General features: G+C 70.9%; 18 protein-coding genes. 3 read left to right on the forward strand and 15 right to left on the reverse strand.

What is annotated here, in order from left to right; all coding sequences use genetic code 11:
• Window positions 1-272 precede the first annotated feature (272 nt).
• The 8 genes from ACGFJ7_RS15935 to uraD all read right to left on the reverse strand — a co-directional run bounded on the left by ACGFJ7_RS15935 (window position 273) and on the right by uraD (window position 8,717).
• On the reverse strand, window positions 273-1,211 hold the full coding sequence (locus ACGFJ7_RS15935) for a DUF6454 family protein (protein ID WP_360239794.1): 939 nt from the start codon (window positions 1,209-1,211) through the stop codon (window positions 273-275).
• Between the two features lie 45 nt (window positions 1,212-1,256).
• Complete coding sequence (locus ACGFJ7_RS15940) at window positions 1,257-2,375, reverse strand: DUF6986 family protein (protein ID WP_360239797.1); 1,119 nt, start codon at window positions 2,373-2,375, stop codon at window positions 1,257-1,259.
• Window position 2,376: 1 nt separating this feature from the next.
• On the reverse strand, window positions 2,377-3,945 hold the full coding sequence (gene aceB, locus ACGFJ7_RS15945; RefSeq protein WP_392642735.1) for a malate synthase A: 1,569 nt from the start codon (window positions 3,943-3,945) through the stop codon (window positions 2,377-2,379).
• Between the two features lie 55 nt (window positions 3,946-4,000).
• Window positions 4,001-5,398, reverse strand: coding sequence for a DUF1996 domain-containing protein (locus tag ACGFJ7_RS15950; RefSeq protein ID WP_360239800.1), 1,398 nt, complete (start codon window positions 5,396-5,398; stop codon window positions 4,001-4,003).
• Between the two features lie 236 nt (window positions 5,399-5,634).
• Complete coding sequence (locus tag ACGFJ7_RS15955) at window positions 5,635-6,975, reverse strand: 8-oxoguanine deaminase (RefSeq protein WP_360239803.1); 1,341 nt, start codon at window positions 6,973-6,975, stop codon at window positions 5,635-5,637.
• A complete protein-coding gene (pucL, locus tag ACGFJ7_RS15960) occupies window positions 6,972-7,832 on the reverse strand; it encodes a factor-independent urate hydroxylase (RefSeq protein ID WP_392642557.1) in 861 nt (286 codons plus the stop codon). Before pucL ends, ACGFJ7_RS15955 begins: the two co-directional genes overlap by 4 nt.
• A gap of 5 nt (window positions 7,833-7,837) precedes the next feature.
• Window positions 7,838-8,200: a hydroxyisourate hydrolase gene (gene uraH, locus ACGFJ7_RS15965; protein ID WP_360239809.1), complete on the reverse strand. Its 363-nt coding sequence runs from the start codon at window positions 8,198-8,200 to the stop codon at window positions 7,838-7,840.
• Window positions 8,187-8,717 (reverse strand): 2-oxo-4-hydroxy-4-carboxy-5-ureidoimidazoline decarboxylase, encoded by a 531-nt coding sequence (uraD, locus tag ACGFJ7_RS15970; RefSeq protein ID WP_392642558.1) that lies wholly within the window; start codon window positions 8,715-8,717, stop codon window positions 8,187-8,189. Before uraD ends, uraH begins: the two co-directional genes overlap by 14 nt.
• 103 nt (window positions 8,718-8,820) lie before the next feature.
• Between uraD and ACGFJ7_RS15975 the strand changes: the two genes are divergently transcribed.
• Both ACGFJ7_RS15975 and ACGFJ7_RS15980 read left to right on the forward strand, forming a co-directional pair.
• The gene (locus tag ACGFJ7_RS15975; protein WP_392642559.1) at window positions 8,821-12,288 is read left to right on the forward strand and encodes an ATP-dependent helicase C-terminal domain-containing protein; all 3,468 of its coding nucleotides are present in this window, start codon (window positions 8,821-8,823) and stop codon (window positions 12,286-12,288) included.
• Between the two features lie 71 nt (window positions 12,289-12,359).
• Window positions 12,360-12,746 carry a hypothetical protein gene (locus tag ACGFJ7_RS15980; protein WP_392642560.1) on the forward strand — a complete coding sequence of 129 codons (387 nt, stop codon included), beginning with the start codon at window positions 12,360-12,362 and terminating at the stop codon, window positions 12,744-12,746.
• A gap of 7 nt (window positions 12,747-12,753) precedes the next feature.
• On the opposite strand, the gene ACGFJ7_RS15985 is transcribed toward ACGFJ7_RS15980, so the two are convergent.
• The 4 genes from ACGFJ7_RS15985 to ACGFJ7_RS16000 form a co-directional block, all read right to left on the reverse strand.
• Window positions 12,754-15,015: an EAL domain-containing protein gene (locus ACGFJ7_RS15985; RefSeq protein WP_360239821.1), complete on the reverse strand. Its 2,262-nt coding sequence runs from the start codon at window positions 15,013-15,015 to the stop codon at window positions 12,754-12,756.
• A 69-nt stretch (window positions 15,016-15,084) separates the two neighbouring features.
• On the reverse strand, window positions 15,085-15,807 hold the full coding sequence (locus tag ACGFJ7_RS15990; protein WP_360239824.1) for a protein phosphatase 2C domain-containing protein: 723 nt from the start codon (window positions 15,805-15,807) through the stop codon (window positions 15,085-15,087).
• Between the two features lie 70 nt (window positions 15,808-15,877).
• Entirely contained in the window at window positions 15,878-16,882 is a 1,005-nt protein-coding gene (locus ACGFJ7_RS15995) for a hypothetical protein (protein ID WP_360239827.1), read from the reverse strand.
• Entirely contained in the window at window positions 16,879-17,994 is a 1,116-nt protein-coding gene (locus tag ACGFJ7_RS16000; protein WP_360239830.1) for a transporter substrate-binding domain-containing protein, read from the reverse strand. Before ACGFJ7_RS16000 ends, ACGFJ7_RS15995 begins: the two co-directional genes overlap by 4 nt.
• Before the next feature lie 95 nt (window positions 17,995-18,089).
• On the opposite strand from ACGFJ7_RS16000, the gene ACGFJ7_RS16005 reads away from it, so the two are divergent.
• Window positions 18,090-18,698 (forward strand): hypothetical protein, encoded by a 609-nt coding sequence (locus ACGFJ7_RS16005; RefSeq protein ID WP_392642561.1) that lies wholly within the window; start codon window positions 18,090-18,092, stop codon window positions 18,696-18,698.
• Between the two features lie 210 nt (window positions 18,699-18,908).
• Here ACGFJ7_RS16005 and treZ read toward each other — a convergent pair whose 3' ends face one another.
• From treZ to glgX, 3 genes are read right to left on the reverse strand one after another with little or no spacing between them, the layout of a single operon-like run.
• On the reverse strand, window positions 18,909-20,642 hold the full coding sequence (gene treZ / locus ACGFJ7_RS16010) for a malto-oligosyltrehalose trehalohydrolase (RefSeq protein ID WP_360239836.1): 1,734 nt from the start codon (window positions 20,640-20,642) through the stop codon (window positions 18,909-18,911).
• Window positions 20,639-22,909 carry a malto-oligosyltrehalose synthase gene (gene treY, locus ACGFJ7_RS16015; RefSeq protein ID WP_392642562.1) on the reverse strand — a complete coding sequence of 757 codons (2,271 nt, stop codon included), beginning with the start codon at window positions 22,907-22,909 and terminating at the stop codon, window positions 20,639-20,641. The genes treZ and treY overlap by 4 nt, the downstream gene beginning before the upstream one ends.
• Entirely contained in the window at window positions 22,910-25,021 is a 2,112-nt protein-coding gene (glgX, locus tag ACGFJ7_RS16020) for a glycogen debranching protein GlgX (RefSeq protein WP_360239842.1), read from the reverse strand. It lies immediately after the preceding gene.
• Window positions 25,022-25,149 lie beyond the last annotated feature (128 nt).

Below are 25,149 nucleotides of genomic sequence, written 5' to 3' on the forward strand. Positions count from 1 at the left end.
GGCTCGGGCGGGGTCGCGTCACGATACGCGGTTGCACCGTACTCCTCCGGGAATCGCGGCCCGACAGTCCCATGTGGAGACATCGATCGGCGTCCGCACCAGAGCCAACGTAGCGGATCACCGACCCGCCCCGAAGGGAAGCCTGCCCTAACCGCCCGAACGAGCAACAACGCCGTGGCGCGAGAGTCGCGCTACGGCCCCGAGCGGCAGAAGGCCGCGCCCGACAGGCGGGTTCCCGCTCGTGCGGTTGGCCCGCCTGTCGCCGCGTACCTCTAGATCGTGGCCTGGAGGGTGTAGATCTGCGTGCCCGCCACTTCCTCGCCGTTGTCGGGGGCGGCCCACATCGTGATGGTGGAGCCGGTGGCGGCGAGTTTGACGGGATTGCGGGTCAGGACATGGCCGGCGGCGGACCACTGCTGGAACGGGAACTCGTTGACGATGGCGCGGCGGTGCAGGTCGATCAGCGTGATGCCGCCGAGCTCGTAGCCGCCGGTGGCGCCGGGCGCCGCCGGGAGCCCGGTGATGCCGGCGCAGGCCAGCTTGCCGGCGGGGACGTACTGGCAGTCCTGGAAGTCGATCAGGTTGGTCGGGTTGAGCCACGTGGTCAGCTGCCGGCCCTCGCGCGTCCACTCGTAGAACTTGCGCGAGCCCCAGTTGTTGCCGACGTAGCGGCCGGTGGTGGGGTCGTAGACGATGCCTCCGATGTGGTCGCGGACCGTGAACAGGCGGGTGGCCCTCAGGGTCCGGGTGCTGACCTTGTAGATGTCGGCCGAGCTGTTCGGGCGGTACTGCGCGACCGGGACGAGGATGTCGTCGCCGGCGATGTCGATGCCGCCGGGGTGGTAGACGATGTCGTGGCCGAGGATCACATCCTTGATCAGCTTGCCGGCGCGGTCGATCACGAACAGGTGGCCGACGCCCTTGCCGGGAGTGCGGTCGTACCCGTCGACGGGCTCCGGGTACTTCACGGTGGGCTCGATGATCTCGACCGAGCTCAGGTAGAAGCGGTCCTTCGTGACGACCAGGCCCTCGGGGTGGAACGTCGGGAAGTTCAGCTTCAGCGCGGACAGCTGGGTCCACGCGGTGGAACGCGTCACGGCGGCGAGGTCCTTGGCCAGCGCGCTGTCGCCGCGGCCGGGGGTCGCCTGGGCCGAGGCGCCGGCGGAGACCAGGGCGAGGGTCGCGCCGAGAATCAGGGCGAGTTTCTTCATTCGGTCACTATGGATCGCCTCCTTGAACGAGGCTCGTCGATCACGTTAGAGAAAAGAGATCAACTCGGGTCGGGAGAAGCCGGCGTCGGTCAGGGCGCCGCAGTCGAGACCCCGCAGGAGGTACGCGGCCAGGGCGCGCGCGGTCGCGGGCTCGTCGGCGATGCCGCTGTCCTGCCGGTCGACGTAGCGGTGCAACCGGGTGACCGCGGCGTCGCGGCCGTCGCGGAAGAACGCGTACGTGGCGGCGTACCGGGTGGGCAGCTGGGCCGGATGGAGATCCCAGCCCTGGTAGAAGCCGCGTTCGAGGGAACGGCGCACCAGCCGGTGGTGCAGCTCCCAGGCGTGGTGGACCTGGTCGCGGCTGCCCACCGGCAGGACGTTCGTCGAGCCGTCGGAGAGCCGGACGCCGGTCTGCGCGGCCGCGACCTGCATGACGGCCTTGGCGTAGTCGGCCGCCGGATGGTCCATCGCCTGGTAGGCGGCGGCCACCCCGGCGGCCGCGCTGTAGTCGTACGTGCCGTAGTGCAGTCCCGTGCAGCGGCCCTCGGCGGCGGTGATCAGCTGCGCGACAGTGGCCACGCCGTCGGCCGACAGGATGGCGCTGGGCAGCTCGACCTGGATCTCGAAGCCGATCGGCGCCCCGAGCTTGTCGAGCAGTGCCACCATGGCCGCGACCTGGGCCGGGCCGCTCACCTTGGGCAGGGTGACGACGAAGTCGGTGTCCTGATAGGAGTCGAGGAACACCTCGAGCGTGCGCAGCGCCCGGTGGCGGGTCGGCGCCTCGAGCGACTTGATCCGCAGGCCGAGGAAGGGCGGCCGTGGCCCGTCCCGCAAGATCTTGACGGCCCGCCGGACCTCGGCGTCCTCCTGCTCGTCGTCGCGGACGCCGTAGCCGTCCTCGAAGTCGACGCGCAGGTCCTCGATCGGCTCCGTGCGCAGCTTGTCCTCGATCTGCTCCTCGCGCCACGGGAAGCCGAACTCGTCCATGGCCTTCAGCGCGCTCGGGCCCCAGTCGCGGAACCCGTCGAGCCGGTCGGCGGGCACGTAGACGGTGTGCACCGGCTGGCGACCGGCGCGCTCGCCCGGATAGCGGCGCGCCAGGTGGGCGTCGTGGTCTTTCAGCCGGGCGTCGAGCTCGGCGTAGTCGTCGCCGGTGAGTCGCATCTCAGTCGATCGAGTCGTAGGCGGCGGTGGTCAGGAAGTCGGCGAAGTCGTCGGCCAGCGCCACCCGCTCGAACAGCTTGCGCGCGTCGTCGAAGCGGCTCGCGGCCCACGCCTCGTCGCCGATCTTCTCGCGGATCGCCGCCAGTTCCTCGTCCTCGACACGGCCCACGAGGTCGGCGGTGATCTCGGTGCCGTCGGGCAGGCGCACGCCGTTGTGGATCCACTGCCACACCTGCGACCGGGAGATCTCGGCGGTGGCCGCGTCCTCCATCAGGTTGTTGATCGCCACCGCGCCGTTGCCGCGCAGCCACGCCTCCAGGTATTGCAGGGCGACCGAGACGTTCGAGCGCAGGCCGGTCTCGGTGACCTGACCCGGGGTGCTCGCGACGTCGAGCAGCTGCTCGGCGGTGACCTGGACGTCGGGACGCTGCTTGGCCAGCTGGTTGGGCCCGTCGCCGAGCACCCGGTCGAAGATCTCCTGGCAGACCGGCACGAGGTCGGGGTGGGCGACCCAGGAGCCGTCGAAGCCGTCGCCGGCCTCACGCTCCTTGTCCTCGCGCACCTTGGCCAGCGCCACCTCGTTGACCTCGGGATCGCGGCGGCTGGGGATGAAGGCCGCCATGCCGCCCATGGCGAAGGCGCCGCGCCGGTGGCACGTGCTGACCAGCAGCTCGGTGTAGGCCCGCATGAACGGCGCGGTCATCGTCACCGAGGCCCGGTCGGGCAGGATCATCGACGGGTCGTCGCGGAAGTACTTGATGATGCTGAACAGGTAGTCCCACCGGCCGGCGTTGAGGCCCGAGATGTGCGGGCGCAACGCGTACAGAATCTCCTCCATCTCGAACGCGGCCGGGATGGTCTCGATCAGCACGGTGGCGCGGATGGTGCCGACCGGGATGCCGAGCGTCTCCTGCGCATACGTGAAGACGTCGTTCCAGAGAGCGGCTTCGGAATGGGACTCCATCTTCGGAAGGTAGAAATACGGCCCGCTGCCGCGCTCGATCAGTTCCTTGGCGTTGTGGAAGAAGTAGAGGCCGAAGTCGACCAGCGCGCCGACCGCCGGCTCGCCGTCGACCGGCAGGTGACGCTCGTCGAGATGCCAGCCCCGGGGCCGCATGACGATCGTCGGGTAGGGGCCGCCGTTCAGCTCGTACGTCTTGGCCTCGGTCTTCAGGGTGATCGTGCGCCGGATCGCGTCGTGCAGGTTCTGCTGGCCGTCGACGACGTTCTGCCAGTGCGGGGTGTTCGCGTCCTCGAGGTCGGCCAGCCAGACCTTGGCCCCGGAGTTGAGCGCGTTGATGGTCATCTTGCGCTCGGTCGGGCCGGTGATCTCGACGCGGCGGTCGCGCAGGTCGGCCGGCGCGGGCGGGGCGCTCCACTCGGCGGCGCGGATGTCGGCCGTCTCCGGAAGAAAACCGAAGCGGCGCTTCTTACGGGCCTCGAGCAGCTCGTTACGACGGGGACGGAACCGCCGGTTCAGATCGGCGACGAACGCCACTGCTTCGTCGGACAGGATCTCGGTCATCGTCGACGGCTCCTCTCGCGGTGCTGGCTTCCTCCGTACGGTAATGGAGAAAAAGGGGCTGTGCCCGGTTGTCCACAGCCCCTTTTGTCCGCCGGTTATGTCAGAAATTGCCGTCCGTGTTGCACTTGGCCTTCTGCACGATGCAGTCCTTGACCCGGTGGCCGAGGGCCGCGTCGTCCCAGGCGAAGAACGCGTCGCCGTGCATCGAGCTGGCGTTGCCGGAGGAGAGCTTGAAGCCGGCGCTGGTGCCCGAGGTCGGGTATCCGATCACGAACGACAGCGACGGGATCGCCACCGGGAACTTGCCGCTGCACTTGCCCTGGCCGTCGGCCGGGCCGACGTGCGACTTGTGGTCGGGGCTGTCCAGGTGCACGCCGTCCCAGCAGTCCGGGAAGGTGAGCTGGAAGGTGAGCTCGGCCGTCTTGGCACAGACCGGCCAGTTGCCGTCGGCGCTGCGGCCGGTCTCGCCGCCGGCGCCGGCGCACCAGAACTGGCCCGGGGCGCCCTTGGGCGTGGCGACCTGGCGCTTCGCGTCGCCCACGATCATCCGGAAGCCCTGCGGGAACGGCACGGTCTTGGTCGGGTCGGGCAGCCGCGAGCCGTAGTAGACGGTGACGCCGTGCGGCTCGATCGCCTTGCCGTTCTCGTACAGGCTCGGGATCCAGTACGCGGACCGGTCCTGCAGCGGCTTGCAGCTGGAGCCGGCGTTCTTGAGCAGCGTGTCGGTGGTGGTGAAGGCGTCGGTCGAGTCGTTGCCCAGGAACGAGTGCATGTGCGAGCCCTTGGGCAGGCCGGGCAGCACGATCGGGTCGTCGGCCAGCGAGTGGCTGACCGTGCAGGAGGCGTTGAACTCCGACACGCGTACCGGGTTGTTGGTGATGGCCTTGGGGGTCATCGCGTTGAAGGCGGCCAGCTGAGCCTTCCACTTGGCCTGGTCCATGGTCACCCAGCCCGCCGTCTGAGCGGGCGGGGTGGTCGCGGGAGCCGTGGTGGGGGCCGTGGTCGGCGTACTCGAAGCCGGGGTGGCTCCGAGGGTGAACCAGTTGATGTTCACGAAGTCGCCGGACTGCTGGCTCTTCATGACCGCGACGAGCTTCTGCTTGCCGGCCGGCGCCTTCACCGTGGCCGTGCGCGTGGCCCACTTCTGCCAGCCGCCGGTCTTGCCGACCGGGATGGTGGTGAGCAGGGTGCCCGTGGCCGAGCCGAGCCGCAGCTCGATCGAGCCGCCGGCCGCGTTGTCGGAGGCGATGCGCGCGGTGATCGTCGAGCCGATGGTGACGTTGTCGTAGCGCAGCCAGTCGCCGTTCGCGAGCCAGCCGACGTTCTTGCCGCCGTCCTTGTCGTCGGTGTTCTGGGTCTGCGCGCCCGACTGGGCCGAGAAGGCCTCGGCCTGGAGGCGGCCGGGCACGACGGTCTCGGCCGCGTTGGCGTTGGCGATGTAGACGCCACTGGCGCCCAGGGTGGCGACGACGGCCGCGCCGAGGACGGTGCGGGTCACGCGGCGCCGGGTACGTGGATTGGGCGGTGCGACGTGCTGGGATTCAGTCCGCATTCTTCGTTCTGCCGTTCCAGGTGATCGTGGGGGGGGGACCGCTTCACCAGGGATTATGCAGATCGAAGGCGCCTATTTCAAACCATGGAGAAAGACTTCAGAATTGCTATTTCCAACGCCGCAGGTGGCCGCGATATCCATTCTCGATAACATTTTTGCCGGCGAACTTCCTTAAGTCTTTCTTAAGTCTGTACGAGGCGGCGATGCGCTCGGCGAGCCTCCCGCGCCAGGGTCTCCGCGTCACCGTGAACGAGCTCCCCGCGCTCGACGATCGGCCGGCCGCCGACCAGTGACAGCTCGACCGGGGCGGCCGGCCCGAAGACCAGGGCGGCCAGCTTGTCGTCGATGCCGTCGTGCCCGAGACCGTCCAGGCGCCACACGACCAGGTCGGCCAGCTTGCCCACCTCGATCGAGCCGAGATCGTCCTGCCGGCCCAGACACCGGGCGCCGCCCATCGTGCCCAGCCGCAGGGCCTCGCGGGCGTTCAGCGCGCCCGGCCCGCCGCGCAGGCGCGCCGTGTAGAGCGCCTGCCGCAGCTCCTCCCCCAGATGGCCCGCCTCCTGCGAGGCCGAGCCGTCGACGCCCAGGCCGACCGGAACCCGGTGATCGAGCAGTTCGCGCACGCGGGCCGCGCCGGCGCCGAGCCGCGCGTTGGAGCTCGGGCAGTGGGCCACCCCCGTACCCGTACCAGCAAGCCTGGTTATCGCCTTGTCGTCGAGATGCACCCCGTGGGCCAGCCACACGTCGTCGCCGAGCCAGCCGAGGCGTTCCGCGTACTCCACCGGGGTGCAGCCGAACCGCTCGCGGCAGAACTCCTCCTCGTCGTCGGTCTCGGCGAGATGCGTGTGCAGCCGTACGCCCTTGCGGCGGGCCAGCTGCGCCGCCTCGCTCATCAGGCGCTCGGTGACCGAGAACGGCGAGCACGGCGCCACCGCGATCCGCAGCATCGCGTCCGGGGAGGGGTCGTGCCACCGGTCGATCGCCGCCTCGGTGGCGGCCAGCGCCTCGTCGGTCTTCTCGACGACGTTGTCGGGCGGCAGCCCGCCGTCCTTCTGGCTGAGGTCCATCGAGCCGCGGGTCGGGTGGAACCGCACGCCCAGGCGCCGGGCCGCCTCGATCTCGGCCTCGAGCACGTCGCCGCCGTCGCGCGGGAAGACGTAGTGGTGGTCCATCGAGGTGGTGCAGCCGGACAGCGCCAGCCAGCCGAGCCCGGCCCCGGCGGCCGCGCCGACGATGTCGGCGTCGAGCCGGCCCCAGATCGGGTAGAGCGTCCGCAGCCAGCCGAACAGCGTCTCGTCGAGGGCCAGCCCCCGGGTCGCCCATTGGTAGAGGTGGTGATGGGTGTTCACCAGGCCCGGGGTGACCAGGCAGCCCGTGCCGTCGACCCGCGGCAGATCTCCGGCGAAACGGCCGGCGCCGACCGCGGCGATCCGCCCGTCGTCGCCGACCAGGACGTGGCCGTCGGCGTGGTACGTGTCGTGGTCGTCGACCGTGGCGACCGCGACGTTCTCGATGAGGATCACTGGTACCACGCCGTCAGCGCCTCGGGCACGTCGTCGCGCGTCACGGTTCCCTCGATCACCCCGTACGGCCGGTCGCCGGCGATGAAGACCTCGTTGTCGTTCGCCAGGCCGAACGGCGACAGGTCGACCAGGTAGTGATGCTTGTTCGGCAGCACGAGCCGGATCTCGGCGATCTCGTCACGGGTGCGCAGCACGTGACTGCCCATCGAGAAGAGCGTCTGCTGCAGTGAATGGCTGTACGTGTCGACGAAGCCCTTGATCAGCGCGTCCAGCGCGCCGTCGAACGATTTCGCCCAGTCGGCGCCGTCGGACAGATGCCGCCAGCGAGCGTCGACCGCGGTGGCGAGAATACGGTCGGTGGTCTCGGGCAGCGTGGTGTATTTGTCGCGGACGAAGCCGTGGAACTCCGACGCGGTCGAGTTGAGCAGCGTCAGCCCGGTCACCCCGGAGATCACCTCGGTCTGTTCGACGGTCACGGTCACCACGGCCGTACGGACGTGGTCGCCGCCGCGCCGGAACGAGTGGGGGCCGAGCCGCTCCCAGCCGAACGCCTCCACGTTGACCCGGGCCGCGCGCACCGCCGGCTGCGACGTGACGAAGTGGCGGGCCAGCAGCAGCGCGAACTCCTCCGGCTCGCCGACGCCGTGCTCCTTCGCGAAGGCGTACACCGTGTTCTTCATCGTGTCGGTCGGCAGCACGCCGGAGTTGTCGCCGCTCAGATGGGTCGCGGCGAGATCACCGGAGAGCGCCACGCCGACCGTGAAGTCGATCAGCGAATGCGTCCCGCCGTCACGGGAGACACGGACGAGCCGCGTCTCGGCCTTTCCGTAACGGTTTTCCCCGAGCACGATCGACACGCCCGTCAGCTCCCTCGATAGGTGGTGTAGCCGTAGCGGCTGAGCAGCAGCGGCACGTGGTAGTGCCGCTCCGGGTCACGAACGTGGAAGGCGACCGTGACCTCGGGAAAGAAGCAGTCGTCGCCCAGGTAGGGCTCGACGTAGAAGAAGAGGCGGAAGCCGCCGGCCTGCCACTGGTGCATCGGCACCCGGAACCGGAACCGGCCGTCGTCGTCGGTGCGCCCGTCGGCCAGCTGCTGCCAGCCCTCGGAGTCGCGCCGCTCCAGCCGCACGTAGACGTCGCGGGCCGGCTCGCCGCTCACCGTGTCGAGGATGTGCGTGGAGATCTTGGCGTGGAACTCCGGCTCGGTGCCGTCATGCGAGGGCATCGATCACCCGCTCCAGCCGCAGCAACGCGATCTTGCGAAGCTCGTCGGACACGATCTCCCGCTCGGTCTGCTCGTCGTTGCCGAGCCGCTCCCGGGCCGCGGCCAGGATCTCCGCCTGCGAACGCCCGCTGGCGAAGATCAAGAACACATGACCGAATTTCTCCTCGTACGCCTGGTTGACCCTCGCCAACTCGGCCCGGTCATTGCCCTCGGCGGCGGTGGACTGCTCGATCCGCGACCAGGCGGCCTCCGCCGAATCGCCGGCCGCCCGCTCACCGATGCGCGGATGGGCGGCCAGGCTCGTCAGCACACCCTCCCAGCTCAGGGCGCGCGAGGCGGCGTCGGCCTCGGCCAGGATGGCGGCGCGGTCGCGATAGGGCCGCCGCGCGACGACGGTGGCGCCCCAGGTGGGTGCCGCGCAGCAGGCTGTGAGGCTTTCACCGAGGTGTACGGCCGGCATCGAGTTGAACACCTCGACCGCGTCCATCCGGGCAACCCCTTCCTCTAGATCAGTCAAGCAGCCATCTCGTACGGGTGCAGTCCTTTCCGGTTTCAGGACACCTTGCCAGAGCGGTACGACATTCGGCGAACATGTCGTACCCCTGCGCGAGGATTGGCGGGTGCTGATCGCTGACGACGCCCTGCCCGCCCTGCCGATCCGCCCGGTCCTGCCCCGGGTGCGAGAGTCGCTGTCCGGCGCCGGCGCGGCGGTGCTGGTGTCGCCGCCCGGCACGGGCAAGACGACGCTGGTGCCGCTCGCTCTCGCCGGCGGCGACGGCCGCGTCGTGGTCGCCGAGCCCCGCCGCCTGGCCGCCCGGGCCGCCGCCCGCCGCATGGCGTCCCTGCTCGGCGAGCGCGTCGGCGACCGGGTGGGTTACACGGTCAGAGGCGACAGACAGGTTTCCCGTCGTACGGAGATAGAGGTCGTGACCACGGGAGTCCTGGTGCGCCGCCTCCAGCGCGACCCCGAGCTGGCCGGCACGGCGGCCGTGATCCTCGACGAGTGCCACGAACGCCACCTCGACACCGACCTGGCCCTGGCCTTCCTGATCGAGGTACGGGCGGCTCTCCGCCCCGACCTGGCGGTCCTGGCCACCTCGGCCACCGCCGACGCCCGGCGCCTGTCCGAGATCCTGGGCTCCGAGAGCCTGGGCGGCGCCCCGGTCGTCGAGGCCGAGTCCCCGCTCTACCCGGTCGAGGTCAGCTGGAGCCCACCGGCCACCCCGATCGCGCCCCCGCTGGGCCTGCGCGTCGACCCGCGCCTGCTCGACCACGTGGCGGCCACGGTCCGCCGCGCCCTGACCGAGGCTCCCGGCGACGTGCTCGTCTTCCTCCCCGGCGCCCGCGAGATCGACCAGGTCGCCACCAAGCTCGCCGGCGTCGAAACCGGGGTCGATGTGATCGCTCTGCACGGACGCCAGCCCGGCGCGGTGCAGGACGCCGCGCTGCGGCCTGGTCCCCGCCGCCGGATCGTCCTGTCCACGGCCGTCGCCGAGAGCAGCCTGACGGTGCCCGGCGTCCGGGTGGTGGTCGACGCCGGCCTGAGCCGGGTGCCCCGCATGGACCACGCACGCGGCCTCGGCGCCCTGGCCACCGTGCCGGTGTCCCGGGCCGCCGCCGTCCAGCGCGCCGGCCGCGCGGGCCGCGAGGCCCCCGGCCGCGTCTACCGCTGCTGGTCCGAGGCACAGCACGACCGCCTGCCACCCCAGCCCGAACCCGAGATCGCCGCCGCCGACCTGACCGGCTTCGCCCTCGACCTGGCCCTGTGGGGCCACCCCGACGGCACCGGCCTGTCCCTGCCCGACCCACCACCCGCGGGCGCCTTCCAGGCGGCCACGGCAACCCTGCGCGACCTGGGCGCCGTCGACGAGACCGGCCGCATAACGCCGCGAGGCCGCGCCCTGGCCGACGCCGGCCTCCACCCGCGCCTGGCCCGAGCCCTGCTCGACGGCGCCCCCATGGTCGGCCCCCGCCGGGCCGCCGAGATCGTCGCCCTCCTCGACGACGACCGCACCACCACCGACGACCTGGTCGCCGCCTGGCGCCGAGCCCGCAACGCCGCCGACCCCACATGGCGCAACGAGGTACGCCGTCTGACGGCCGCCCTGACCCGCACCCCCACCGACGACACGGTCCCCGACGTAACCGACGCCGCCGCCCACACCGACACCGACCTCACCTTCACCAACGCCCACACCGACGCCCACGCCACCCTCACCACCGCCGCCGACCCCGACGCCCACGCCCACGCCGACTTCAACTCCACCTTCACCGCCGCCGACGCCCACGCCGACTCCGACTTCACCGCCGCCGACCCCGACTCGGACCCCGACTCCGACGCCTCCGTCAACGCCGCCGAACCCGACTCCGACGCCGACGCCGACGCCACCTTCACCGCCGCCGACGACCCCGCCTTCGTCAACGCCCATACCGACTCCGACACGACCGACGCCGCCTTCTTCGAGCCCGGCAAGGCCGGCTCCGCTGCCCTCACCAAGCCCGAGACGACCGACGCCACCCGCCCTCATTCCCACGAAACCGACACAGCTCTTCCGCACCCCGGCGAAAGCGGCACCGGCCTTCCCCACCTCGACGGAACCGATGCCGCCGTTCCCCGATCCAGCGACACGGCACGCGGAGGCAGTTCGCCAATGGAACGCGCCTCGTGGGCGGACGGCGCCTCGCGAACGGAGGACGGCTCGCGGGCGGAAGGGGGCGCGCAGACCAAAAGCGGCCCGCGCGCGGGAAGCGGTTCGCGGGCGGGAAGCGGTTCGCGGGCGGAAAGCAGCCCGCACGCGGAAAGCAGCCCGCACGCGGAAAGCAGCCCGCACGCGGAAAGCAGCTCGCGGGCGGAAAGCGGCCCGGCGGAAGAGCGTCCCGATCGGGCCGGTGTGCCGGTGGGTGCCGAGGGTTCTCGGGAGAGGGCACATGTCGCGGAGGCGGGTAGGCCGATTTGGGTCAGCGAGCCGGAGGGGCGGGTTCGCGGCGGCCGGCGCGCGGGAGGAAGGCAGCCGGGGGCCGGCAGCAAGACCGGGGCCGGCAGCAAGACCGGGGCCGACAGCAAGACCGGGGCCGACAGCAAGGCCGAGGGCGGCGGGCGAGATGGGTGGCTGCCCGATGATCTGGCTGCGGGGCTCGTGGTGGGGCTGGCCTATCCGGAGCGGGTCGCGCGGGTTCGGGAAGCGGGTGGGCGGGCCTATCTGATGGCCGGTGGGACCGCTGCCGAGCTGAACCAGGGCACCGGGCTGGCGGGGGTCACCTGGCTGGCCGTGGCGGCGGCCGATCGGGCGCCGGGGGCTCCTACCGCGCGGATCCGGTCGGCGGCGCCGCTCGACGAGGCGACCGCGGTCGAGGCGGCCGGGACTCTTGCGGCCGAGGCCGTCGAGATCGGGTGGGTCGACGGTGATGTCGTGGCGCGGCGGGTGCGGCGGCTCGGGGCGATCACGCTCGTGGAGCGGCGGCTGGCCGATCCCGATCCGGCGCTGGTGCGGGCGGCGCTCGTGGAAGGGCTGCATCGTGCCGGTCTGGGGCTGCTGAGCTGGAGCCGGGCCGCCACTGAACTTCGGGAGAGGCTGGCTTTCGCGTACGCGGCGATGGGCGATCCCTGGCCGGACGTGTCCGATGAGGCTCTTCTCGCGCGGGCCGAGGACTGGCTCGACCTCGGGTCGGCCCGGCGCCGCGCCGATCTCGCCAAGGTCGATGTGGCCGCCGGGCTGCGCCGGCTGCTGCCCTGGTCCGTCGCGGGACGCCTCGACGAGGTGGCACCCGAGCGGCTTCCCGTTCCGAGCGGGTCGCGGGTGCGGATCGACTACTCCGATGTCGAAGCGCCGGTGCTCGCCGTCAAGGTGCAGGAGGCCTTCGGCTGGCGGGACGCTCCCCGCCTGGCCGACGGGCGCGTTCCGGTCCTGCTGCACCTGCTGTCACCGGCCGGCCGGCCGGTTGCCGTCACCCGCGACCTGGCGTCCTTCTGGCAGCAGGGCTATCCCCAGGTGCGGGCCGAGCTCCGCGGCCGCTACCCCCGGCACCCCTGGCCCGAGGACCCGACCACCGCCACGCCGACCCGGCGGGCCAACCCCCGTTCCCGCTGACCGGTTCGATCAAGGCCGGGTGGGCGCTGGTCCGGCTCGAGCGGCTGGCCGGGCACAGAAAAGGAGGTTCCGTGAGTTTCGTCGTCGAGGTGGAGCATCGCTTCCGGGCGGTGCAGGGTCTGGTCTCTCCGGTGCGGGCGCGGCACGGTCTGCCGCTTCTGCCGGCCGGAGGCGGGGTGGAGGTCGTGGTCACGGCCGGAGTGGCGTTCGATGATGAGCAACTGACCGAGCGCGGCTGGTTCTTCGACACCGATGCCGCGGCGATCACCCTCCGAGGACACTGCGCCGAGCTCGAGGCTCGACCGTGGACGGAACTCTTCGCCTTCCGGCCGACCTTCGAATTGGTCGCCCGCCATCTCCACGCCGCTTTGGCCCGGAAGCTCCCGCAGCTGTCTTTCGTGGAGATCCGCGACGTCACCTTCGGTGTGACGACGAGGTACCACCGGCCCCGCGACTGAGGGCCGGTCAGGCGAGCTGGGCGGGGATCGCCGGCGGCTGGAGGCGGTGCAGCGGGCCGGGCTGGCCGAACAGGTAGCCCTGGCCCATCGAGCAGCCCAGCGAGGCGAGGGCCGCCGCTCGGGAGTGCGTTTCGATACCCTCCGCCACCACCGCGATGTTCAGGCCGTCGCAGAGGGTCACCACCGAGCGGCACAGCGCGCCCGCCTGGTCGGGGGCTATGTCGACGTCGGTGAGGGTCGAGTCGAGCTTCACGATGTCCACCGGCAGGGAGTGGAGCTGGGCCAGGGCGTTGAAGCCGCTGCCGAAGTCGTCCAGCGCCACCCGGATGCCGTGCGACCGCAGGCGGGTCACCACCGCGGCCGCGGCCGGCAGGTCGGAGATGCGGCGGGTTTCGGTGATCTCGACGACCAGGCGGGACGCGGGAACGCCGTGCTGGGACAGGGCCGCCACCACCACGTCCTCCAGGCCGGGGGCCAGGCGGGCCGCGGAGACGTTCACGTGCAGGTCGACCGGGCGGCCGAAGACGACGGCCAGGGCGGCCGCGTCGGCGCAGGCCTGGTTCAGGACGAAGTCGTCGATCGCGGCCACCAGGCCGGTGCGTTCGGCGACCGAGACGAAGACGTCGGGGTGTACCGGGCCGACCACCGGTGAGGTCCAGCGGGCCAGGGCCTCCACCGCGACCGTGGCGCCGTCGGTGAAGCGGACGATCGGCTGGTAGAAGACTTCGAAGCCGGCGTCGCCGGGATGGTCCTCGAGGGCTTGGGCCAGCAGGTGGGGCAGGTCGGCGTGGGGGCCGCCGTCCTGGGCGCCGGCGTAGCGGGCCATGGTGCCTTTGCCTCGCCGCTTGCTCGCGTACATCGCCGCGTCGGCCCGGCGCAGCAGGGCGTCGGCCGTCAGGGGCTCGCCCGGTGTGGGCGCCACCAGGCCGATGCTGGCGCCGACGCTGATGGTGTGGCCGTCGATCACGAACGGCTCGCGCAGCGCGGCCAGGATGCGGTGGCCGGCCGCCTCGGCGCCGTCGGGGCGGTGGTCGAGCAGCACCGCGAACTCGTCGCCGCCGAGCCGGGCCACCAGCTCGTCCGGGCCGGCGCAGCGCTGCAGGCGGCCGGCGATGGCGTGCAGGACGCGGTCGCCGATGGCGTGGCCGAAGCTGTCGTTTATCAGTTTGAAGTCGTCGAGGTCGGCGAAGAGCACGGCCACCGGCCGGCCTTCGGCCCGGGCCAGGCGGTCGTGAAACAGCGCCCGGTTCGCCACCCCGGTCAGCGGGTCGTGGTAGGCCTGGTGGTGCAGCCGCTGCCGGCCCTCGGAGACCCGGTCGAGCAGCACGGTGTTGTCGACGATGGTGAACATCTGCCGGGCCACGACCAGGCCGAGGCCGAGCCAGCCGAGGTACGCCTCGAACGGCGACAGCGGCTTGCCGGTGCCGGTGTTGATCGCGATCATGACGCCGGTGGCGGTGACCGGGATGTACGGCAGCAGCAGGTGCAGCCAGTCGTGGCGGTCGGTGAACGGCGCGCGGCCGTCGGCGACCACCACCGGGCTCAGCGCCGCCATCGCCAGCAGCAGCGGGCCGGCCAGGTAGCCGGCCGACTGCAGCGGCGTCAGCCGGCCGTCGCTCAGCTCGATCAGCCGGAACGTGTCGGAGACGCCGAAGGCCAGCAGGGCCAGGGCGCCCCAGATCAGCGGCTGCCGCCCGGCCCGCGAGCCGGGCTGGGTCAGCAACAGCAGCACGGCCATGGTGAGCAGGAACAGGTCGGCCACGGGGTACGCGGCGGCGACCACGATCATCGCGGTGGTGCGGCCACCCCAGTCGAACGGCACGGCCGACCAGAGCAGGGCCAGGATGGACCCGGAGATCAGCACGCTGTCGATCAGCAGCGCGATCTGGTCACGCCGGACCGACGTCGGCACCGGCCGGGGCCGGGTGTACGGCGCGTACAGCAGCGCCACCAGCAGGCACGCGGGCAGCACGAAGAAGCCGACGTCGGAGACGCCGTCGGCCGGCCGCCCCGGAACCGTCAGCTCCTGGACCAGCCACCAGAGCCGGAACAGCGCCCATCCGGACAGCCCGATGCCGGCGAAGAGCCGCCAGCGCCGGTGCAGGCCCGCGAGGCCGCGCGCCGTCGCGAAACACACCCAGGCCGCGGCCGCTCCCGCGGCCAACTGCGCGCCGTCCTCGAAGAGCCGCCACCCCCGCGGCCCGGTGAGCTCTCCGGTCGCGACGGCACCGAGGACGAGCGCCAGCGTGACGAAGAGTCGCGCCGTCATCATCACCACCCGATACGAGCCGCGGGCCCCCTGATCCGCGACCGGAGTAAGGTACCGCAGTCGTGACGGTCAGTCGCCGGCTGTCAGATCGGCGACAATCACCGTGACGTTGTCCGGGCCGCCGCCGCGCAGGGCCAGGTCGAGCAGCCGCTCGCAGCACGACTTCGGATCCTCGGCCGCGAGCATCTCCTGCTCGATCGTGTCGTTGCTGACCACGGCGGTCAGGCCGTCGCTGCACAGCAGCCAGCGGTCGCCCGCCTCGGGCTCGACGATCACGTACGACGGGCTGACCGGCTCGCCCTGCAGGACCCGGGTCACCACCGAGCGCCGCGGGTGCCCGGCCGCCTCCTCGGGCCGGATCAGGCCCTGGTCGACCAGCATCTGGACGTACGTGTCGTCCTTGGTCAGCTGGTTGAGCCGGCTGTCGCGCAGCAGGTAGGCCCGGGAGTCGCCGACGTGGGCCATCGCGGCCCGGGAGCCGGAGAAGATGACCGCGGTGAGCGTGGTGCCCATGCCCTGCAACGAGTTGTCCGCCTCGACCTGCTCCGCGATCCGGCCGTTGGCGACCTCCAGAGCATGGTGCAGCGCGTCCATCTGCTGATCGTCGTCGATCGGGATGTCGAGCGGGCTGAGGGCTTCGATCGCGAGGCGGCTGGCGAGGTCGCCGGCGGCCATGCCGCCCATGCCGTCGGCCACGACGAGGAGCCGGTCACCGGCGTAGTAACAGTCCTCGTTGTTGCTCCGGACATGTCCTTGATCGGTGACGGCCGCCCACCGCAGGTGCAAGGTCATGGCGTGCAGCTTCCCAGATCATTGCAACCGTGTCTGCACGTGGTCGGCGGCATGTCGCCCGAAAACGCGCCTAGCTGGGATTCGTGGGGCGGCCGAGGCATCGCGGGTCGACTTCGGTGACGCGGCGTGTCGGGGCGATCCACGAGAGCACGGAGGCCGAGAGGGGCCATCCGCGCACGGCGACGCTGCTTTCCGGTGGGCGTACCGGCTCGGGGCACAGGGTCTTGGAGCGCACCTGGTCGTTGGGGATGAAGGTGACCTCGCCGGTCGTCCGCAACACCGTGGTCGACGTGTCGTCGACGCTGATCAGCTGACCGCGTACGACCTCGATCGCTCCGTTCGGAGGGCCGACCTCGACGGCGCTGTTGGGCAGAACGGGCGCGCGCAGGAAGACGATGCCGATGAGCAGCGGGGCGATCAGGGCGGCGCCGACCGCCGGCCAGTGGGTGAACAGGCGGGCCGCCGACGCCGGCACGGGTCCGGTGAGGAACGGGCCGAGCAGCGGCGGCACCCCGAGCAGGATGGCCGTCGACATCTCGCCGGTACGCAGGGCGGCCATGATGCCGGGCCAGACGAACATCAGGACAAGGGCGCCGACGAGGACCGGTACGCCCAGGGTGATCCACAGCATCAGCGGGCGCACGCCCCGGAAGCGCTGGGCCGCGGTGAGGCCGAGGATGGCCACGATCAGCATGCAGAGGGTGGGCAGCAGGCGCAGCTGCCAGGTGAAGGCGGCCAGCATCGCGGCCAGCAGTACCACCCAGTCGGGCATCCGCAGCGCGGTTACGGCCAGCATCGACCGGCCGGTGTCGTCGGGCTTGCTGACCAGCAGGATGCCGCCGAGCAGGCGCAGCACCAGGATGACCGCGGGCACGGTCCAGATCAGCGTGATGATCAGGGCGCTGATCATGCCGAGCGGGCTGATGTACTGCACCAGCAGCAGCATCGTGGGCAGGTCCTGCCGGCTCAGGTACCACAACCGCAGGACGAGCAGCACCAGCGGGAAGGCCGGCAGGACGGTCAGCAGCCAGTTGAGCTGGGCCCGGCGCCGGCGCGGGACGAAGGTGGCGGTCATCCGAAGACGTCCTCCCACGGCAGTTCGCGGATGTCGGGCCGGGTGATGCGCGGCTGCTGGGCGACGGCGATCGGGGTGGTCCCGTTGGCGTCGGTCTCGGACTGCAGGTTGCGCTTGTAGGCGTCCTCCCAGCGGTCGTCGGCGGGGTCGGTGTAGGAGCGGTACAGCGTCAGGTCGACGAGTTTTTTCAGGGCCACGCTGTCGCCGACGTTCACGCCGTACGCCTCGGTCTTCTCCAGGCCCAGATCCCAGTGCTGGAACTCGGACGGGAACCGGTCCTTGAAGCCGGCCAGGATGGCGGCGTCGGTGGAGACCGCGTCGACGTCGCCGTTGCGCAGGTCGGTGATGCACTCGCGCATCCGGTTGCGGCTGATCACGTCGATGTCGTAGCCCTGGAATGCCTTGACGCTGGTCGCTGTGGACAGCGAGCAGACCCGGTCGCCCTTGAGGTCGCGCAGCGTGGAGACCGCGCGGTGTTTGGACTTGGTCAGCGTCAGCACCGACTGCTCGGTGAACAGGTAGGGCTGCGAGAACGTCACGCCGGGCTCGGCCTCGCGTTCCGGGGTGATGCTGAAGCTGGCGATGACCATCTTGACCGGGACGCGCTTACCGGCCAGGTCGACCGCCTGCATGCGCAGCCGGTCCTCGCTCTCCATCCCGTAGAACCGCACGTCGTCGCGGCGGAAACCGAGATCTTCGGCGACCATGTACGCGACGTCGATGTCGAAGCCGCTCCAGACACCGTTCTTGTCGCGGAAGGCCACGCCCGGCTGGTCGTCCTTGACCCCGATGGGCAGGACGGTCCAGCTGTCCACGCCGGACTCGGCGCGCAGCTCGGCGACCGAGGGTGGCCCGCCCACGAAGACGCGGACGACGGCCAGGGCCAGCGCCAGCACGAGCGCGAGCCCGAGCGCGGCCAGCCGGAACATGGCCAGGTTGAAGCGCGGCGGCGGGTCGACCAGCGGCTCCGGATCGGGCGGCGGCAGCCGCCGGTCGGCCGCCTCACGTTCCGCGACGTCCTGCACCGCGATGTCCTCGGCGCTTCCGTCGGGCCCCGGCATGCGCCGGCGCAGCGGCCACGCGAACCGGCTCGAGCTCTCGGGCACAGCCACCTCCCATTCATGGCGGCCCCATCGTGCCGCACGAATGCTACGGCCAGGAATCTTGGACGGGGATTCACCCACGCCGCGCCGGGTAGTCCAGGTTCATGAGAGCCGTACGCGTCGTAGCGATCACCGCCGTGGCCGCGGCTCTGGCGGTCCGGGTGGTCAAGTCGCGGCATCAGCGCTTCCTGCACCCGAAGGGGCGCACGTTCGACGGCGAGCTGGAGATCTGGGGAGGCGGGAACACCGGGGCGGCTCTGCTCGACCGCCCGGGCCGCCACCGGATCACCGTACGGATCTCCAAGGGTCTCGGCACGGACGGCGACCGCCTCGACGTGCGCGGCATCGCGATCCGGGTGCACGGCGACGCCCCGATCGACCTGCTCGTGTCGACCTGCGGGAAAGGCCGGTTCACGCGCCATCTGCCGGTACCCCGCCGCGACTACGACACCGTGTACGGCTCGATCCTGGCCTACCGGACCGGCGGTGACCGCAAGGTCTACCTCGGAGCGAGGATGAAGCACGGCGTCATCGCGCTGTACGTCGACGAGCGGGCGGTCGGCCGGGTCACCTTGGGGGCCGAAGTGGACGACCCGCCCGCGTACAACCCGATGCGCCACACCGCCCCTGATCTGCACCCGACCGGCGCGATCCACGGCGCCCGCGGCCTGGCCTATCCGCTCAGCCAGAAATGGCGTGGCGTGAAGGTTTAGTGGTCATGGGCGCCGGGAACCCCGCGCGCCAAGGAAGCCCTGGACGACAACCGGACGCGTCCGTGCCCCCATGGATGCTGCTGTCCCGTCGACCGGTTGATCGGAGCTTCCCGCACCCGGACGGTCGCTGCTCCGCCCCGGGAGGCCGAGGTTCCGGCGCCTCGGCATCCCGGACGGTGTCGAGCACGACCGTCCGGGATGCCACTCGCGTCAGCGGAAGGCGACCACCACGGCGGTCTCGGCCGGCAGTTCGACCCGGTCGCGCTGCAGGACGACGCCGTCGGACGAGGCCAGCAGGACCTTGCGGGGTACGTCGCGCAGGCTCACCGTCTGCGGGGTGGAGGCCAGGTTGACCGCCACCGCGCAGTTGCCGCGCTTCATCACCAGGTGGTTGTCGCCGTGCCAGACCTCGACCCGGTCGAGCCGCGGGTCGGACAGGTCGGTGCGCTCGCGGCGCAGCGCGATCAGCCGGCGGTAGTAGTCGAGGATCTCGGCGTGGCCGGGCTTGCCGAGCTCGTCCCAGTCGAGTTTCGAGCGCTGGAAGGTCGCCGGATCCTGCGGATCGGGCACCTCGGCCTCGGCCCAGCCGTGGGTGGCGAACTCGCGGCGCCGGCCGTTCTGGACCGCCGCCGCCAGCTCGGGCTCGGGGTGGCTGGTGAAGAACTGCCACGGGCTGCTGGCCGCCCACTCCTCGCCCATGAACAGCATCGGCGTGAAGGGGGAGGTGAACAGCAGCGTCGCGCCGATCTTGAGCAGGCCGGGCGACAGCGTGGCCGAGATCCGGTCACCGATGGCCCGGTTACCGATCTGGTCGTGGTTCTGCAGGTACGTGACGAAGCGGTGACCAGGGATCAGCGCCCGGTTCACCGGGCGCCCGTGGTGGCGCTGACGGAAGCTCGACCACGTGTTGGCGTGAAAGAACGCCCCCTCCAGGACCGTCTGGAGACAGTCCAGTGACCCGAAGTCGGCGTAGTAGCCCTGCCGTTCTCCGGTGAGCAGAGTGTGCAGCGCGTGGTGCACGTCGTCGGCCCACTGGCCCTGCAGGCCGAAGCCGCCGGCCTCACGCGGCGTGATCAGCTTGGCGTCGTTGAGGTCGGACTCGGCGATCAGCGACAGCGGTTTGTTCAGGTGGGTGGAGAGCGACTCCACCTCGACCGCGAGCTGTTCGAGCAGGTTGACCGCGGAGTGGTCGACGAGAGCGTGCACGGCGTCGAGCCGCAGCGCGTCGACGTGGTAGTCGCGCAGCCACATCAGGGCGCTGTCGATGATGTAGCGGCGGACCTCGTCGGCGTGCGGGCCGTCCAGGTTGACCGAGTCGCCCCACGGGTTGGAGCCGGCCGCGCTGAGGTAGGGGGCGAACATCGGCGCGTACGCACCCGAGGGCCCGAAATGGTTGTAGACCACGTCGAGCACGACACCGAGGCCGCGGCGGTGGGCCGCGTCGACGAACCGCTTGAGCCCGTCGGGACCGCCGTAGACCTCGTGCGGCGCGTACCAGCAGACGCCGTCGTAGCCCCAGTTGTACTCGCCGTTGAACGAGTTCACCGGCAGCAGCTCGACCAGGTCGACGCCGAGCTCGACCAGGTGGTCAAGGCGCTCGATGGCGGCGTCGAAGGTGCCCTCGGGCGTGTACGTGCCGATGTGCAGCTCGTACAGGATCGAACCGGGCAGCTGACGGCCCGTCCAGGCCTCGTCGCTCCAGGCGAAGGCCGACTGGTCGTAGACCCGGCTCGGCCCGTGCACGCCCTCGGGCTGCCACGGCGAGCGGGGATCCGGCAGCGGCGTCTCCTGACCGGACAGGACGTACGCGTAGTCGGCGCCGGGCCCGGCCGACGGCACGTCGAGCCGCCACCACCCGTCGTCGCCGCGTTCCATCGCCAGCTCGTCCCCACCGATGCGCAGCCGGACAGTCTTCTCCGGCGCCCAAACCTCAAATGTCGTCATGTCTCTTTCACCAGCAAAGCGACGGGGTACGTACGCAGCAGTTCGGAAACTTGCAGCTTGTTCCCGCCGTAGCTCGTATTCGTGAATACTTCCAGCCAGCTGTGACCATCGAGTGACAAGGTGGTGTCACCCCAGCCGCCGTGACGTGACAAGCCCACCGGCAACCGGGTGGCCACGGCCACCGCGCCACCGCGGTCGAAGGCGAGCGCGTGCTCGCCGACCCGGCCCTCGGCGAACAGGGGACGGTAGGAGGCGAACAGCTCCGGCCGCTGCCGGCGCAGCCGCATCGTCCGGCTGGTCACCAGCAGCTTGGCCGCGCCGGTGTCGTCGACCGGCGGCAGCCAGCCGTCGTCGATGCGGGCCAGCAGCTCGCGCCGCTGGGAGAAATCGACCGGCCGGCGGTTGTCCGGGTCGACCAGCGAGTAGTCCCACAGCTCGGTGCCCTGGTAGACGTCGGGCACGCCCGGCATGGTCAGCTGCACGAGCTTCTGGCCGAGCGAGTTCGACCAGCCCGGCGGCGTGATCGACGCCGCGAAATCGGTCAGCTCCCGGTTCAGCGCCGGGTCGTCGTACATCTTGTCGACCATCGCGCGCAGCGCGGCCTCGAAGGTCTCGTCGGGGTGCTGCCAGGAGGTTCCGGTGGCGGCTTCCCGGGCGGCTTTGAGGGCGTACGCCTGCAGGCGCTCCCGTTCGATCGGCCAGGCTCCGACGGCGGCCTGCCAGACGAGGTGGGCCAGGGCGGGGTCGGGCAGCGGCGCCACCCGGACCCACCGGCGTACGACCTCGGTCCAGTCCCCCGGCACCTCGGCCAGCACGGCCAGCCGGGCCCGCACGTCCTCGCTGCGCTTGGTGTCGTGGGTCGACAGGGTGGTCATCGACGTCGGCCACTTGCGGTGCCGCTCGTCGCTGGCCTCGTGGAACTCGTCGGGGCTGACCCCGAACTTGGCCGGGTCGTTGCCGACCTCGTTGCGCGCGGTGAACCGGGTCCAGCGGTAGAACGCGGTGTCCTCCACGCCCTTGGCCATGACGGCGCCGGTGAACTGCTGGAACCGGACGGCCAGCTCGTCGGCCGGGTTGCGCAGCCGCCCGGTGAGCTGGTCGAGGACCGGGATCAGCTGGGGGCGCCGGCGGCCGGCCTCGGACCGGGCCTTGGCCAGGTGCCGGGAGCCGAACGGCAGGTAGGAGCGGTAGACCGGGAAGCAGGCGGCCAGCTCGGCCAGGGCCTGCGGCGCGGCCTCGATCTCGGGCACGAGCCGGGCCATCCGGGCCAGCTCGGCCGCGAGCAGGGTGGTGGCCACCGTGCGCTTGGCCTCGTGGACCAGGTCGGGCCAGGAGCGCTCGCTGCCGGTCAGGTGCCGGTCGAGGGTGTCGAAGAAGGCCTCGGTGCTGGTGTCGACGAAGACGCCGCCGACCTCGGCCAGGGCGTCGTAGCCGGTGGTGCCGGCGACCGGCCACGCCGGCATCTCCTCGCCCGGCTCGAGGATCTTCTCGATGACGAGCCAGGCGCCGGGGGCGGCTTCGTGCAGGCGGTCGAGGTACTGGCCGGGGTCGCGCAGGCCGTCGGGGTGGTCGACGCGGATGCCGTCGACGATGCCCTCGCGGTGCCAGCGCAGGATCTCGGCGTGGGTGGCCTCGAAGACGCGGGGGTCCTCGACGCGCAGGCCGGCCAGGTCGACGATGGCGAAGAACCGGCGGTAGTTGAGCTCGGAGTCGCCGCGGGTCCAGTTGACCAGCTCGTAGTGCTGCCGGTCGTGCACCTCCCGCGGCGTGCCCTCGCCGGTCCCGTCGGCGATCGGGAAGCGCTTGTCGTAGTAGCGCAGCTCCCCGTCCTCGACGCGCAGCTCGTCGAGCGCGTCGGGGTCGTCGGCCAGCACCGGGATCAGCAACCGCCCGCGTGACCAGTCGATGTCGTAAAAATCGGCGAATTCGGACTCGCGCCCGCGTCGCAGGACGTCCCACCACGTCGGGTTGGCGTAGGGAACCGCCACTCCGGCGTGGTTGGGCACGATGTCGACGACGAGGTTCAGGCCCGCGTTCTTCAAGGCCTGCGACAAAGCGCGCAAACCGTCCCAGCCACCCAGCGCCGGGTTCACCTTGGAGTGGTCGACCACGTCGTAGCCGTGCTCGGAACCGGGAGTCGAGGTCAGCAGCGGAGCGGTGTACAGGTGCGACACACCGAGATCGGCCAGGTAGTCGGCGAGCTCGGCGGTGGCGGACAGCGGGAAGTCGGGGCGGACCTGGACTCGGTAGGTTCCGGAAGGAGCCATTTAAACCGTCCTGTCGAGCACGATGAGGGACCTGTCGGGGACCCAGATCTTGTTGCCGGCCTCGACGACCGACGGCTGATCCGGGGACGGCTCGGCCGTCTCGATGACCTTTTCCCACTTTTCGCCGTACTCAGCCGGCGGAGTGGCGAATTCGATGGGCGCGTCGTGCGCGTTGAAGAACAGCAGGAACGAGCTGTCCACGTGCCGCTGCCCGTACTGGCCGCGCTCGCGGATGCCCTCGCCGTTGACGAACAGCGCCACCGCCCGGCCGAAGTCGTTGCCCCAGTCGTCGCCGGCCATCGGCCGCCCGTCCGGGGTGAACCACTCCAGGTCGGGCAGCGGGTCGCCGCCGCCGCGGGCGGTCACCGGCAGGCCGGTGAAGAAGCGGCGGCGCTGGAACACCTGGTGCCGGTGGCGGAACGCGGTCAGCTTGCGGGTGAACTCGAGCAGCGTCTCGTCGGCGTTGCCCCAGTCGATCCAGGAGAGCTCGTTGTCCTGGCAGTACGCGTTGTTGTTGCCCTGCTGAGTACGGCCGAGCTCGTCGCCGTGCGAGATCATCGGCACGCCCTGGCTGAGCATCAGCGTGGCCAGGAAGTTGCGCCGCTGCTTGGCCCGCAGCTGGAGCACCTGCTTGTCCTCGGTCGGGCCCTCGACGCCGCAGTTCCACGACCGGTTGTGGCTCTCGCCGTCCCGGTTCTCCTCGCCGTTGGCCTCGTTGTGCTTGTCGTTGTAGGCGACCAGGTCGTTGAGCGTGAACCCGTCGTGCGCGGTCACGAAGTTGATCGAGTGGAAGGGCTTGCGGCCGTCGTCCTGGTAGAGGTCGGCCGAGCCGGTGATCCGGGACGCGAACTCGGCCAGGGTGGCCGGCTCGCCGCGCCAGAAGTCGCGGACCGTGTCACGGTACTTGCCGTTCCACTCGGTCCAGTTCGGCGGGAAGTTGCCGACCTGGTAGCCGCCGGGCCCGACGTCCCACGGCTCGGCGATCAGCTTCACCTGGCCGACCACCGGGTCCTGCTGCACGACCTCGAAGAAGGTGGAGAGCCGGTCGACGTCGTAGAACTCGCGGGCCAGGGTCGAGGCCAGGTCGAAGCGGAAGCCGTCGACGTGCATCTCGGTCACCCAGTAGCGCAGCGAATCCATGATCAGCTGAAGGCTCTGCGGGCTGCGCACGTTCAGGCTGTTACCCGTGCCGGTGTAGTCCATGTAGAACTGCGGCTGGTCGTCGACCAGCCGGTAGTACGTCCGGTTGTCGATGCCCTTGAGCGACAGCGTGGGGCCCAGGTGGTTGCCCTCGGCCGTGTGGTTGTAGACGACGTCGAGGATGACCTCCATGCCCGCCTTGTGCAGGGCCTTGACCATCCCGCGGAACTCCTGGGTCTGCTGCCCGAGCGTCCCGGTCGACGAGTAGCCGTGGTAGGGCGCGAAGAACCCGAGCGTGTTGTAGCCCCAGTAGTTGCGCAGCCCGAGATCGTGCAGCCGGTTGTCGTGGACGAACTGGTGCACGGGCATCAGCTCGACGGCCGTCACGCCGAGGCTCTTCAGGTGCTCGATGATCGCCGGGTGCCCGATCGCGGAGTAGCTGCCGCGCATGTCCTTGGGGACCTCGGGGTGCCGCTCGGTCAGACCCTTCACGTGGGTCTCATAGATGACCGAGTGGTGGTACGGGATGTCCGGCCGCCGGTCGTTGCCCCAGTCGAAGTAGGGGTTCACCACGACGCCCTTGGACATGTACGGGGCGGAGTCGAGATCCGACATCTGGTCGGGGTTCTCGAAGTCGTACGCGTAGAGCGACGGATGCCACTCGATGTCCGCGTCGACCGCCCGCGCGTACGGGTCGAGCAACAGCTTGTGCGGGTTGTACCGCAGACCACGCGACGGGTCGTACGGACCGTACATCCGGTAGCCGTACCTCTGCCCCGGCTCGACGCCGGGCAGGTAGGCGTGCCAGACGAACGCGTCCTGCTCGTGCAGCTGGACCTTCCGCTCGTTTCCGGACGGGTCGAACAGGCACAGCTCGACCGCCTCGGCCCCCTCGGCGAAGATCGCGAAGTTCGTGCCCGTCCCGTCGTACGTGGCACCCAACGGGTACCGGTGACCAGGCCAAACCTGCATTTCTTGCTCCCACCCCTCGACCGTCGGTGCGCTGCGACCACAGCTGATGGCGTGCCGGCGGCGGGGCTGGTTTGCCCCGCGATCCGGTGGCGTAATCATCTGAGGTCACGTCAGCGTCATTGTGGCCG

Origin of the sequence: Actinoplanes sp. NPDC048988, assembly GCF_043197815.1 — a bacterium.
Taxonomy (GTDB): Bacteria; Actinomycetota; Actinomycetes; order Mycobacteriales; family Micromonosporaceae; genus Actinoplanes.